This is a genomic window from Trichococcus sp. TS_SC_9 (genome assembly GCF_056156325.1).
Window position 1 is genome coordinate 351,159 of record NZ_CM149591.1, and the last position, 13,185, is coordinate 364,343.

15 protein-coding genes are annotated in these 13,185 nt (G+C 52.0%); 4 read left to right on the plus strand and 11 right to left on the minus strand.

The genetic code is table 11. The annotated features are described in order from the left end of the window. Positions 1-65: 65 nt before the first annotated feature. From AC0J5I_RS01545 to AC0J5I_RS01595, 11 genes are all read right to left on the minus strand, one after another. The gene (locus AC0J5I_RS01545) at positions 66-887 is read right to left on the minus strand and encodes a PHP domain-containing protein (RefSeq protein WP_475302647.1); all 822 of its coding nucleotides are present in this window, start codon (positions 885-887) and stop codon (positions 66-68) included. Next, on the minus strand, positions 888-1,589 hold the full coding sequence (phnL, locus tag AC0J5I_RS01550) for a phosphonate C-P lyase system protein PhnL (RefSeq protein WP_107995596.1): 702 nt from the start codon (positions 1,587-1,589) through the stop codon (positions 888-890). Beyond that, the gene (locus AC0J5I_RS01555; RefSeq protein WP_475302653.1) at positions 1,582-2,241 is read right to left on the minus strand and encodes an LbetaH domain-containing protein; all 660 of its coding nucleotides are present in this window, start codon (positions 2,239-2,241) and stop codon (positions 1,582-1,584) included. The genes phnL and AC0J5I_RS01555 overlap by 8 nt, the downstream gene beginning before the upstream one ends. Next, positions 2,238-3,416 (minus strand): phosphonate metabolism protein PhnM, encoded by a 1,179-nt coding sequence (gene phnM, locus AC0J5I_RS01560; RefSeq protein ID WP_475302656.1) that lies wholly within the window; start codon positions 3,414-3,416, stop codon positions 2,238-2,240. Before phnM ends, AC0J5I_RS01555 begins: the two co-directional genes overlap by 4 nt. Positions 3,417-3,426: 10 nt before the next feature. Then, positions 3,427-4,266, minus strand: a complete 840-nt coding sequence (locus tag AC0J5I_RS01565; RefSeq protein ID WP_107995593.1) for an ATP-binding cassette domain-containing protein — start codon at positions 4,264-4,266, stop codon at positions 3,427-3,429. Beyond that, complete coding sequence (locus tag AC0J5I_RS01570) at positions 4,259-5,128, minus strand: alpha-D-ribose 1-methylphosphonate 5-phosphate C-P-lyase PhnJ (protein ID WP_107995592.1); 870 nt, start codon at positions 5,126-5,128, stop codon at positions 4,259-4,261. Before AC0J5I_RS01570 ends, AC0J5I_RS01565 begins: the two co-directional genes overlap by 8 nt. Then, positions 5,125-6,231 carry a carbon-phosphorus lyase complex subunit PhnI gene (locus AC0J5I_RS01575; RefSeq protein ID WP_475302663.1) on the minus strand — a complete coding sequence of 369 codons (1,107 nt, stop codon included), beginning with the start codon at positions 6,229-6,231 and terminating at the stop codon, positions 5,125-5,127. Before AC0J5I_RS01575 ends, AC0J5I_RS01570 begins: the two co-directional genes overlap by 4 nt. After that, a complete protein-coding gene (gene phnH, locus AC0J5I_RS01580; protein ID WP_107995590.1) occupies positions 6,232-6,807 on the minus strand; it encodes a phosphonate C-P lyase system protein PhnH in 576 nt (191 codons plus the stop codon). 9 nt (positions 6,808-6,816) lie between these two features. Then, positions 6,817-7,239, minus strand: a complete 423-nt coding sequence (gene phnG, locus AC0J5I_RS01585; protein WP_475302669.1) for a phosphonate C-P lyase system protein PhnG — start codon at positions 7,237-7,239, stop codon at positions 6,817-6,819. Positions 7,240-7,478: 239 nt separating this feature from the next. Beyond that, entirely contained in the window at positions 7,479-8,189 is a 711-nt protein-coding gene (locus tag AC0J5I_RS01590; protein WP_475305444.1) for a GntR family transcriptional regulator, read from the minus strand. A gap of 24 nt (positions 8,190-8,213) precedes the next feature. Continuing rightward, positions 8,214-9,023: a lantibiotic ABC transporter permease gene (locus tag AC0J5I_RS01595; RefSeq protein WP_107995587.1), complete on the minus strand. Its 810-nt coding sequence runs from the start codon at positions 9,021-9,023 to the stop codon at positions 8,214-8,216. A gap of 319 nt (positions 9,024-9,342) precedes the next feature. Between AC0J5I_RS01595 and AC0J5I_RS01600 the strand changes: the two genes are divergently transcribed. The 4 genes from AC0J5I_RS01600 to nadC all read left to right on the plus strand — a co-directional run bounded on the left by AC0J5I_RS01600 (position 9,343) and on the right by nadC (position 13,177). Further along, a complete protein-coding gene (locus tag AC0J5I_RS01600) occupies positions 9,343-9,975 on the plus strand; it encodes a hypothetical protein (RefSeq protein ID WP_475302676.1) in 633 nt (210 codons plus the stop codon). 179 nt (positions 9,976-10,154) lie between these two features. Beyond that, on the plus strand, positions 10,155-11,084 hold the full coding sequence (nadA, locus tag AC0J5I_RS01605; protein ID WP_475302680.1) for a quinolinate synthase NadA: 930 nt from the start codon (positions 10,155-10,157) through the stop codon (positions 11,082-11,084). After that, positions 11,071-12,351: an L-aspartate oxidase gene (locus tag AC0J5I_RS01610; protein ID WP_107995584.1), complete on the plus strand. Its 1,281-nt coding sequence runs from the start codon at positions 11,071-11,073 to the stop codon at positions 12,349-12,351. Before nadA ends, AC0J5I_RS01610 begins: the two co-directional genes overlap by 14 nt. Continuing rightward, the gene (nadC, locus tag AC0J5I_RS01615; protein ID WP_475302685.1) at positions 12,341-13,177 is read left to right on the plus strand and encodes a carboxylating nicotinate-nucleotide diphosphorylase; all 837 of its coding nucleotides are present in this window, start codon (positions 12,341-12,343) and stop codon (positions 13,175-13,177) included. The genes AC0J5I_RS01610 and nadC overlap by 11 nt, the downstream gene beginning before the upstream one ends. Positions 13,178-13,185: the final 8 nt, after the last annotated feature.

A 13,185-nucleotide genomic window follows, 5' to 3' on the forward strand; every position in this document is an offset into this window, starting at 1 on the left:
GATTAAAATTAACATATGGATATAAATTATCGGTTAAACAAATGTAAATCTGTGTTAATAAACTGTTAATGTTTCCAAACAAGGGGATGCAGTGCATCATCGGGCGCCAACGTGTGCCCCACTTCCAATGGGATCCAATAGTTGCCGTGGTAGTCAGAGCCCCCGGTCAGGAACAGGCCGTATTGTTCGGCCAGTGCTTTGATCCGCAATTGGTCCTCTTCCGAATGATCCGGGTGGTTGATTTCAAGTCCGGCCAACCCATTTTTGATCAGTTCAGGGATGATGTCAAAGGAGTCCAATTGGCCGGGATGCGCCAGCACAGGCAGGCCGCCATCCGCTTTGATCGCTTTCACGGCCAGGTTCGCGTCGATGTATTCGATGTCGTTTGCGCAGATGCCGTCCCCTTTGAAGAGCGCGCGGTAAAGCGTCTTGTATTCGGCCGAACTGTAAGGTGCATCGGTCATGGATTCCATGATGTGCTGTTTGTAGAGGGTCGGCTGCTCCCCTTTTGATTTTTTCAACTTGCTGGTCCGGATTGTGTATCCTTGGTCGATCAGGGTTTCCACTTGGATCCAGGAATGGTCATCGCGCCGCTTCAGCAATTCCCCGCAAAGATCGTTAATGTGGATTGCTGGAGAGTTGTAGCCGTAGCCGAGGATATGCACTTTGCGGTTTCTTTTGAAATCATAGGCGGAGATTTCGATACCGGGAATGACGATGATGCCGAGTGCGTCGGCGACTTTTTTCGCCTTTGGGTATGTGTCAGTCGTATCGTGATCGACGAAGCTGATCATCTCGATGCCGTTCTTTTTTGCCTGAGCGAGAATCGTCTCGATGCTGTCATAGCCATCCGAATAATCGCTGTGTACATGCAGATCTGCTCTCATCTAGTTCGCCTCCATTCGTCTTTCCTGCATCTGGTAGGTATAATCGCAAAGGCCTTCCATGAATTCAAGATCATGGAAAATGCCCAACAGCGTCGTGCCGCCTGCCTTCAGCTTTTGGATGACTTCGCGGACTTTCTGCTTGGATTCGTTGTCCAGGCTGGCTGTTGGTTCATCCAACAACAGCAAGCGCGGATTTTTGACGGTCGCACGGGCGATGTTCAAGCGCAGCTTTTCGCCTCCGGAGAAGGTATTCGGATAGCTGTCCCACAAGGCTTCCGCGATGTCGAAATGGCGCAACGCCTCTTTTGCGCGCAGTGTGGCGGTTTTTTCGTCCACACCGGTCTCCAGCAGGCTCTGTTCAACCAGTTCCAATGTTGTCGTGCGCGGCATCACGCTCAGAAATTGCGATACATAACCGATTTCATTTTTGCGCAGATGGATGATTTGCCTTTCCGAGGCGGTCACGAGGTCGATTTTCCCGAATGCTTCCGAATCGTAGTAGATCTGTCCATCCTGGGGCAAGTACGTCCGATAAATGCACTTGATGATAGTGGACTTGCCGCTGCCGCTTTTGCCGACGATGCCGAGGAACTTGCCTTTCTCCAGGCCGAAGGAAATATCTGCGACTGCCGTCATCGTCTGGTTCAGGTGATGGGTCGTGAAAGCTTTCTGCAGTCCCTGCAGTTCAATCAATTTATCCATGGGTACCTCCTTCTTCCGCACAAGCCGGCTTTTTTTGGTATTTCTCGATAAAGTTTTCAATCGGTCCGCGGAAATCCTCCAACCGTTCCTTGAGCAACTCCGGTTCCCAATCCCACCACTGCATTTCCTCCAAAGCGGCGATGGTGTCCGGCTCGAAACGGTACTTCACGATCCGGGCCGGCACTCCGACTGCGATCGCATAAGGCGGGATATCCTTCGTCACGACAGCACCGGAGCCTATGATGGCGCCGTTTCCGACAGTCACTTCCGGCATGATGATGGCACCATGGCCGATCCACGTGTCGTGCCCGATCGTTGTGATGCGGCTGAGGCGGTGGTCGAAGAAGGCCGTATCCTCCTCTTCGGCGAAACCGTACATCTGCGGACGGTAAGTGAAATGGTGCAACGAAGCGCGTTCGTAGGGATGATCGGTCGGACCGATCCTAACGGCTGCCGCGATGTTGGCGAACTTCCCGATTTGGGTATTCTGCACGAAACAGAACTGACCGGTATAGGAATAATCCCCGAAATGACTGTTTTCGATGAAATTATGCGGGCCGATTTCGCAATATCTTTCGAAATTGACATTCGTCAAGCTGGCTGTGGAAGCGATCGTCGGATCTTCCGTCAGCCTTTTCTCATTGATGATCATCGGCGATACTCCGTTCTGTAGACGATTTTCCCGTCGATCATGACGGAGGTGATGGCCGGATAGTTGTCCTTCGTTTTGATCAGCAGCAGATCGGCTTTCTTGCCTTCCTCGATCGAGCCGATTTCGTGGTCCATCTTCACGGCTCTGGCGGGATTGATCGTCAGCATGCGGAACATCCGCGCCAAGCTGATGCCATGCTCACGATGCATGATATAGATGGCATGGATCAAGGCTGCCGGATAATAGTCGCTGCAGAGGATCGAGATGTTGCCTTCCTGGATCCCTTGGGCAGCGCTCAGATTGCCGGTATGCGAACCTCCCAAGAGGATGTTCGGCGCGCCGGCGATCGTCCACAGGCCGGCATCGTGGGCGGCATCCGCCACTTCCGATGTGATCGGAAATTCGCTGATGGTCGTGCCGAGCCGTTTGACCAATTCCAGCTTTTCGATGGAATCATCATCATGTGAAGCGACAGCCAAACCGTATTCCAGAGCTACTTCGGCCATTTCCGCAATCTGTTCGAAAGTGATTTTCTCCTTGCTTTGGCGTTTGACGATCACAGCTTCCGCCTCCGCATCTGTCAATTCCGAATACCCGGCTATCGTCTTTTTGTAGATTTCCAGGTTGCGGTATTGCCCTTGCCCGGGCGTGTGGTCCATGAAGGAAATCAGATGGATTTTGCCGTTGCGGATATGCTCCTTGACCTGTTCCACCATCTCGACATTGTCGATTTCGAAACGGGCATGGACGCGGTGGCGGATCATGTGGTCGCTGGTATGGGTGGCATTGATGGCTTCAATCAGCCGGTTCGCGTGCTTGGGTTGGCGGATCGCCTTCACCCCGAAGTCCTGTTCCTTGTAGAGGGAAAGCGAGTGGAACATCGTCGTGATGCCGTGCGTAATCAGGATGCGCTCACTTTCGCGCAGACCGATGTTGAAATCCATCATCGCGGTCGGCCGCGGCGATACGACAGTCTCGATGTAATCGGAATGGATATCCACGAAGCCCGGCGCAATCAGCCCGCCATCCGCATCCAGCACGTTGTATTCCGATCCGTACTGCTCCACTTCATGCTTAGACATGATTTTTTTAATGGTGTCGCCTTCGATCAGAAGCGCTGCATTCTCCAATAACGAATCTTCCAGCACTATGGTCCCGTTTGTGATAATGTACATGTCGTTCCTCCTATAATAATGAATAGACTAACTGTTGCGTGTAGGCGTGCTGCGGGTCTTCAAGAACCTGATCGGTCAGGCCTTCTTCGATGATTTCGCCGTTGTACATCACGATAGTCCGATCGGAGAGCATGCGGATGACGGCAAGGTCGTGGGAAACGACGATCATGCTGATCTGCAGTTCCCGTTGGATCGTCTTGATGAGATCCAATACGTCCGCCTGCACGCTGAGATCAAGCCCGGTCGTCACTTCGTCCAGCAGCAGCACCGGCGGATTGTTCGATAAAGCCTTGGCGATCTGCACCCGCTGCTGCATCCCGCCGGAGAAATTTTTCGGCGCTTCGCTCGAACGGAACGTCGGGATGTTCACTTTGTCCAACAGTTCATGGCCTCTGCTGAACATCTCTTCGACATTGCGGTGGTTCGCGGCGATCATCTTCTCGGCTATGTTGGCGATCGACGAAAATTCCATCCGTAATCCCAACAGCGGGTTCTGATAGACCATCCCCAGCAGCATATTGCGGATCCATTTCTGTTGCTGCAGGGACGAGCCGAAGACATTCTCCTGGCCGTCTTTGTAGTCCGCCAGCAGGTATTCGCCGTCCCTCACTTCGCTGTCGAAATAGAGCGACCGCATCAAGGTCGATTTTCCGGAGCCGCTCTCGCCGACGATGCCAATGATTTCGCCTTTGTAGAGGTCGAAGGAAATGTCGCGGCAGGCATAGACAGTTCCGCAATTAGGGCAATAATTCATCTCCAGGTTTTCCGGTTGTTCTATGCAACGGGAACAGCCTTCACCGAATTGCTTGTTCATGCCGCGCAGAGATAATACAGGTGATTCCTTAGTCATGTCTGATCCCTCCTGCTGCCGTTTCTTGTTTTGCATTCAACGTTTCCAACAGATATGATTGATCATTCGTCAGATAATAGGTTTCCCCGGTCGCTTCATCAACTAATTCATCAAGGAAGACATCCGTCTGCCCAGTCAATCGGCAGGCTGCTCCAGCGAAGCTTTCCACTTCGAAAGGATGGTCCTCGAAATCGATCGATACGACATCGGTATAAGGTGGAACAGCGTAAATTTTCTTTTCGCGCCCCGCCCCGAACAATACAAGCCCCTCGTTATGGTTTAGCTTTGGGTTGTCGAAACGCGGAATAGGGCTCGGTGCCATCAGGTAGCGCTTGTTTACGATGACGGGATAATCCGAATGCATCGCCGTCTTGCCGTAGCGGACGATCTGCTCGAAGAGGTGCAGCCAAGAGACGCTGTATTCCCCGTAGGCATGCATCGCCTTGGTCTTGCGTTCCGAAGGCTCGACCGCCCGCAGCGGTTCCGGCAACGGAACCTGCAGCACGAGGATCTGGTCCTCGGTCAGAGGAACTTCCGGAATCCTATGGCGCGATTGGATCAGCGTCGCTTCTCCGGTATGGATCGTCGTCGCCACACCGGTCGTATCAGCAATCATTTTTTTGATGTTGACAGCATTGACGCTCTCATCGGATCCTTGGTCGATGACTTTCAGCACATCTTCCTCGCCTATCAGCGACAGGCTGAGCTGCAGTCCGCCCGTCCCCCAACCGCGGGCGATCGGCATTTCGCGGGATGCGAAAGGCACTTGATAGCCGGGGATGGCCACCGCCTTCAAGATTGTGCGGCGGATTTCCATTTTGGAATTTTCGTCGAGGAAAGCGTAATTTCCTTGGTAATTCATTCTGTTCCTCCTTTGATCTTGCGGATGCCGTCCAACAACGACTGGAAGGTCACGTAATGCGGCAATTTCAGATGTGAAATGAACCCGGTCGATTCGACGGAATCCACATGCAATAGGACAAACTCCTCATCGGAAGTCGGATGGTTTTCAGCGGGATGCTCCAATGAATAATCCAGTATGCTCATGGCGATGGCCTTCGTTTCATTCTGACCGAACGTCAGCCCGTAGCCGATCGAAAAACTCATCTTCGTTTTCCCGGATTCGTCCGCCACATCGATCGGGATAAAGGACTCGACTTCGGTCACCGTAATCGATCCGATGTAATAGGCATCCTCCTCATCCTCCGCGCGGCGCGGATCGGCGACATGGAGCGGCAGTTGGCCGACCCGAAGTTCGCCGATGTTCGGGTGGTTCGCGACACCGTAGCCGCGGATCTCCGCATAGCCTAAGGACGTGACCGCCCCCGTCTGGCCGCGCGTCAAGGATTGCAGACGCTGACTCCGGGAAGTCGGGAATTGGATGCTGTGCTTGGTGATGTCGTCCGGTTCGCTGTCGTCAAACAGGGCTGTTTCGAACAGGCCCTGCTCCTCCAGGTAATCGACGACTTTCGGCAACCGGCGCAGATCCATCAGCGGCACATCATCATTTGCTGATTGTTCTTCGTAGTCTGCGGCTTTTTGGATTGCCTCCGCTTCCGTTTCAATCAGGAGATCGAAATCGAGGAAGCGCTGCGTAAAGTCATTGGCGATGCCGAGCAGTTGGCCTCCCGGGATGTCCTTGAAGGACGCCGAAATCCGCCGCTCCACGAACATGTCCTTCGTGCTTGTCGCCGTCGTGTAATACAAGCGGGACAGCGTCGAACGGTGTGCCCGCATGAGAAAGACCGCCTCCTCCATGCTTCCGCCCGCCTGCTTGATAGCCAGAGCAGCCAACTCTTCATCGTAGAGACTGCTCTCCGACATCACCTGATCGACCAGCGGACGCATCCCCGCCAGGATATCTTCCACAGCCAAAACCCTACCGCTTCTGACGCGCGCATAGGCCAAACCCAGATTCGATTGCGCAATGGCTTCCTGTCCACCTTTTACAGCTACATAGCCCATCTAGCTCACCCCTTCCAGAACCGTCGTCCGCGGCAAACCGATGCAGAAACCACCTTGATCGATGATGAAACAATCAATTCCGAGGGGAAATTCAGCGACCGCTTCATTGCGTGCCGCTATCCAGCTTTCAGCTGCTGCGATTTCCACCCATTGGCACTCCCTTACTCCCGGACCGCTCAAGACATAGGCTGCATCTGCAGAGATGGCTTCCGTCTCCAAAATCACGGTCGCGTTGTGGTTCGGGTCCAACAGTGTGCCTCTTTTGGCTTGGCGGAAAGCGACGGCTAAACCGGTTTGTTCGGTTGCCTTCGGGATAACGATGTAATCCGCGTCCTCCAAACGGGCAGACCGGGCCAAGGTGCGTATTTCTATTTCTTCGGTGGTCGCCGCATCCTCGCCAAGCAGGTGGAACGTCACTTCCCTATCCAACAGGGTCATCAGTATATCCATCGTTTCATCCAATAACGTCGTTCTGTATGCGAATGTCGTATCCAGCGCCACGATTTTCCCCGGGCGGGACAGACTGTCCAAAATTTTCCGGAAAACCCGTTGCGAATCTATCACTTTGTTGTGCATGTTATCCTCCTATTGGTTCATCGTCTCAAAATTCACTTTGGTCCGGGCAAGCTCTCTTTGTCTGCGGGCGATCGCTTCTTCCCCTGCAAGCTCCAGCTCGTCAAGAATCGCCTGCCATTCGTGCGTTTCCGGCAGTTCGGCACTGTAGGCCGCATCGATGACGGCCAACGCGCGCGAAAGGTCTGTTTCATTGCCTTTAACGAGGCCGATGCCAAGTTTCCCAGCGACGCGCACTTTCGTTTCCGTGACAAGTAGCTCACCCAGGTAGAAGAGTGAATTCTGAGCCGACTCCCTCACTTTGATCATCGTCAACGCTTCGTTCGGTCCGGAAATCATTTCTATAGGATAGCTGCCTTCGATAGTCTCGGCCATCCGCAGTGCAGCGGCCCTTCCGTAATCGATCAAAATCCGTGTTCTGCTTCTTTTGTTCAACTGGAACACCCCTTTCGAAAATCAGTGTAACTTGTCGCCAAGTTCGAAACCATGAATTTCCGGTTAAGCTTGTGTAAACACTGTAAGCATTTTGTAAACGCGAAAGAGTGTATTTGTGGATAGGAACATCCGCAATGCAGTGCATCCGCCGTATTCTTCGTGCTCAAATCCCCGCCCCAAACGGCAGCACAAAAACACCGCCGTGCCGGTTTTTCTGCGCCGGCACGGCGGTGTTTCTCTTAAACATTTATTTTGTAGCTGAATCGGTCGGAGCGGTAGACGATTTTGGTCAGCTCAAGCTGCTTCCCGCTCGCTTGGTCACGGCAGTCGCTTTCCAGGATCAGCAGCGGCACCAGTTCACCGCACTCCAGCAATTCCTGTTCCTCCGAATGCGGGAAGGAGACGCTCAACTCCGAACCGCTGCTTGTGAATGTGCAGTAACCTTTCGAAAGGTAATAGCTGAACATCGATCCGATGTCTCCACCCTCAGCCTTGATGTCCGGGAACATCGCTGTTGAAACGTAGGAATAATGCAAGGCAGCAGGCACATCATGGACGATACGCAAGCGGCAGATTTCATAGAGTTCGCCTTCGCCGCGCAGTTGCCACAAACGTTCATCCCTGCTCCCCTCGTCCATCAATTTGCAGTGAACGTTGAGCGAGCGGTAAGGAATATTTTGCCGGTTCATCTTTTCGGAAAAACTGACATCTCCGCGCAGCGCCAGTTCGATAACCGGACGTTTTTCGCGAGGAAAATGCCCCAGCCCTTGTTTGGAGCTGATGTAGCCCATCGCTTCCAGCGTCTCATAGACTTTTCGGACACTATTGCGGGTCGTCCCGAAAAAGTTCGCCAGTTCATTTTCGCTCGGCAATTTTTTATTTTCCGGAAAACCATGGTGGATGATTTTATCCAGCAGATAATCACGAATTTCACTTTCGATCGTACGCAGTTTTCATCATCCTTTCTGGAGACTTCATTTCAGGATGGGTGGAGCTTGTTTCTTCGCGAAGAGCACGTAGCCTATTGCAACGCCCATCAGCACAATGGAGGCGATGACGGTCATGATGATGCCCGAATATTGCCCGGCAAATCCGTCTTGGGACATGTGTTTGATCAGGATGCCCGCATAAGCCCAAATGATCACGAGCCCGTATGCGATATCGTGATTGCGGATCATTGTGACCGCTCCGATCGCCAGTCCGATAATGAGGATCAGGATTGTCCAGACTGACTCGGAGATCCCGAAGCCCTTCCAGCCGATGTCGACCAGAAGCGTCGTGATGTTCGCGATGGTCGCCACCGTGATCCAACCGAAATAGACGCTGAACGGCAGACGGATGAACAGTTTTTCCCTCTGATCAAGTTTCTCCTTCAGGATCAACTGGTTGATGTAGATCAGGCTAAGCAGAATGACCAACATCAGTAACACTGACAAACCAATCATACCGTAATGCCAACTGAAGATCCATGCGGCGTTTACTAGTGAACTGATTGAAAAGACGATACCGATTTTTCTCAATAGGTCAGTCTTCACCTTACTTTTATCCCCTTGGAAAAAACCGAATTGGTACAGCGTATAACCCACCAATAACAAATAGATGACGCCCCAAATCGAAAACGTCAATCCGGCGGGCGCAAACAGGTTCGGATAGGAATCCGATACCGCTCCGGTGTCGATGCCGTTGATTGGCAGGATGTTCGCCATGGCATTGACGACAATCATGATCAGATACGTCACGACCACTGTGATTTTGATGGGCGTTTCCAGTTGTTTCGTTTCCATATTTATTTCCTCCTTTTTCGATGTCCCAGATAAGAAAAATAATTGCCTATGGATAGTCTGAAGCACAGCATTTTGAGGAATAAATAAAGTATTCCCTAAGTCAATAGTACTCAAAACAGCATGCCTATGCAAATATTGAGACAGCTCGGAAGCCGAATTTTTTTCTTCCACATACCCCAATTTTTTGACATTTCCCCAATTTAGACGTACTTTTAGGGTGACAAATTCTTCGTTCGGCCTTACCCTTCATCATTTGAAAATGTTGAGCCCCGCCCCCATCCCAATCGCTCCTATCACTTTGAAATGAAAGGACAAAAAAATGAACAGGAAGCAGAAACTTTACGGCTCGGCCACATTTTTGAGTCTATTGCTGTTGGTCGGTTGTACCGCGGCCGATGATACCGCGACAAATGATTCTTCAGCAGCCGGCTCATCGGAAGTGGTCGAAAGTAGTTCAGAAGCAGCCAGCAGTTCCGAACAAGATGAATCCATCATGGAAGACAGCGACACAGAAGAATCGAATGACGCGCCATACATCTACGGTGCAGTCGGTGCCTTGGGGGACGACGATCTGACGATGGAAGAGATGTTCACCTATGCCATTCAAGATGAACAATTGGCCCATGGAGAATATACCTACGTACTGGAAAATTTAGGCGACCAAGCCCCGTTCAAGAACATCGTAACAGCTGAAGCCCAACACGTCGCCGAAATGACCGTTCTGTTCGAAAAATACGACTTGGCGGTTCCGGCAGACGCATCAGCCGATCACATCCAAATGGCTGCAGATATCCAGGAAGCGTTGGAGAACTGCGCCTCAGGGGAAGTGGACAACATCGCGATGTACAATAAGTTCCTCGAACAGGACATTCCGGATGACGTACGCGCAACCTTTACGGCTTTGCGCAATGCTTCGGAAGGACATCTGGATGCGTTCAATAAAAGCCTCTAAAAATATTGATAGCTCCAATACCGACAAAAGCCTTTCCCTTATTTTGGGAAAAGGCTTTTTTGCATCGTTCGCTGTTGATTGGCAACAAAAGTGCTTTTCTTCACAAGGTGTCTTGACACCTGTAAAGCTACGTGATATAGTCGTTTTCATTAAACTATCATAAAAAAGGGGTCGCACAAATGGATGAACTTACGGAAAGAATATTGCAGCTGAAAGCAGAAAAAGATGCCGTCATTCTCGCACACTACTACGTTCCTGGAGCCGTTCAAGATATCGCAGATTTTATCGGGGATTCGTACTATTTGAGCAAAATTGCAGCACAGGTCACGGAAAAAGTGATCGTTTTCTGCGGCGTCGCCTTCATGGGCGAAAGCGCGAAGATGCTGAATCCGGATAAAATCGTCCTGATGCCCGACCTGAAGGCTGATTGCCCGATGGCCCACATGGTAAAAATCCGCGACATCCAGAAAATCCGCGCAACTTACGAAGACGTGGCTGTCGTCTGCTACATCAATTCCACCGCCGAAATAAAGGCCCACGCCGATGTCTGCGTCACGTCATCCAATGCAAAAAACGTCATCGCCGCCCTTCCCAACAGCCATATCTATTTCATTCCCGATGAGCACTTGGGCAGATACATTTCCCATCAGCTGCCCGAGAAAACGTTCCTTTTCAATGATGGCTACTGCCCGATCCATACTAGCATCCGCGTTGTCGATGTCCTGAAGAGGAAGCGTGACCTTCCGCAAGCCGAAATTCTGGCCCATCCGGAATGCAAGGAAGAGATCCTTGATTTAGCGGACTTTGTCGGCAGCACGTCGGACCTCGTCGCCTACACCGAAAAGAGCTCATCCCAGGATTTCATCATCTGCACGGAAATCGGTGTCATCCATGAAATGAAAAAACGTTCGCCTAGCAAAAGGTTCCACGCCCCTTCCGTCGGGCAGGTCTGTCCCGACATGAAACTGAACACCTTGGAGAAAATCATCTATGCTCTGGAAACCTTCGAATCTGCTGTGAAAATGGATGAATTGTTGCGCATAAAAGGACTGCAGCCGCTGGAACGGATGCTGGCATTGGCCGAGGTGAAGACCCATGCAAAACTATGATGTCCTTATCATCGGAACGGGTGTAGCCGGACTTTTTGCGGCCCTCAATCTCAACAGCGCCAAACAGATTCTGGTCGTCACCAAGGGGACTTTGGAGGATAACGATTCCTTCCTTGCCCAGGGCGGCATCTGCGTTCAGCGCGACGAAACGGATTTCGAGCCTTTTATGGAAGACACTTTGCGTGCCGGTCACTACGAAAACAACGAGGCAGCCGTCTCCGCAATGATCGGCTCCTCGCAGGAAATCATCGCAGATCTGATCGGTTGGGGTGTCGCCTTCGACAAAAAAGGAGACGGTTTCTCCTACACCAAAGAAGGCGCCCACTCCAGAGCCAGGATTCTGCATTGCAAAGACATGACCGGCAAGGAAATCAACAGCAAACTGATCGCCCGTATCAAAGAACGGAAAAATATCACCATCCTAGAAAACAGCACGCTGGTCGATCTTCTAGTGGCAGACGATCGTTGCCACGGCGCAGTGCTCCGCGACCAGTCCGGAGCGTTATCCAACGTTTATGCACAAAACACCTTGCTTGCCACCGGCGGAATCGGCGGCCTGTTCAGCAAATCGACCAACTTCGCGCATTTGACAGGCGACGCCATCGCCGTTGCGCTGAAGCACGGCATCCGCGTCAAAGACATGAACTATGTCCAAATCCATCCGACTTCGCTCTATACCGGTCTGCCGGGAAGAGCTTTCCTGATGTCGGAATCGCTGCGTGGGGAAGGCGCCATCCTTGTCGGCAAGGACGGCAACCGTTTCGCCGATGAACTCTTGCCACGGGACCTGCTTACGAAAGAAATCTATGCCCAGATGGAGAAAGACCGTTTGCCCTATGTCCGGATGCTTTTGAAAGGCCATGTGGAGGGATCGATTGCCGAAAGGTTTCCGGGCATCCACGGCCAATGCCTTCGGGAAGGCTATGATTTGACCGAGGATCATATCCCGGTCGTGCCCGCCCAGCATTACTTCATGGGCGGCATCGAAGTCGATCTGCAGAGCAAAACTTCGCTAGCTAACCTATACGCGGCCGGGGAAACGAGTTGCAACGGTGTGCACGGACAGAACCGCTTGGCGAGCAACTCGCTATTGGAAAGCTTAGTGTTCAGCAAGCGCGCCGCCCAAGCCATCAACGCGAAATTCCAGCGCGCGCTTCCTTATCTGTTTCCCGAACCGGATGCCCAAGCCATCGCGGATGGCTTGAAGGAAGCTACAAAGAATTTATTAGAATTAATCGGAATCGAGGAGGAATCCCATGCAAAGTAATATGAATCGCCTAATTTTGGCGGCACTGGAGGAAGACATCCCAACCGAGGATTTCTCGACCAATGCCATCATCTCAGGCTATACAAAAGGCAAGGCCGAGCTATTGTGCAAACAGGACGGTATCATCGCAGGACTGTCAGTTTTTGCTAGGACCTTCGCACTCCTTGACGATACGACCGAAGTGCTTTTCCATTTCCATGACGGAGATGCTGTCAAATCAGGAGATTTGTTGGCTGAAGTAATCGGCGATATCCGCGTAATCTTATCTGGTGAACGCACCGCCCTGAACTATCTCCAGCGAATGAGCGGCATCGCCACCCATACACACAAAATCGTCGCTTTGCTTGAAGGCAGCGGCATCACGCTGCTCGACACCCGCAAGACTACACCGAACAACCGGATTTTCGAGAAGTATGCCGTGAAAGTCGGCGGCGGTCACAACCACCGCTTCAGCCTGTCCGACGGCATTATGCTGAAGGATAACCACATAGCAGCAGCGGGCGGTATCAAGCAGGCTGTCACTGCGGCGCGGGGATATGCTTCTTTTGTGCATAAGATCGAAGTCGAAGTGGAAAACTTGGATATGGTGAACGAAGCTATCGAGGCGAAGGCCGACATCATCATGCTGGACAATATGACCCCGGCGGAGATGAAGGAAGCCGTCCATTTAATTGACGGGCGCGCATTGGTGGAGTGCTCCGGTAACCTCACCGCTGAAAACATCTCCGCCTTGCGCGAAACCGGCGTGGATTACCTTTCTTCAGGCGCCTTGACCCACTCTTCGGCGATTCTCGATCTGTCGCTGAAGAACCTGGAACGGGTCTGACGGAAAGT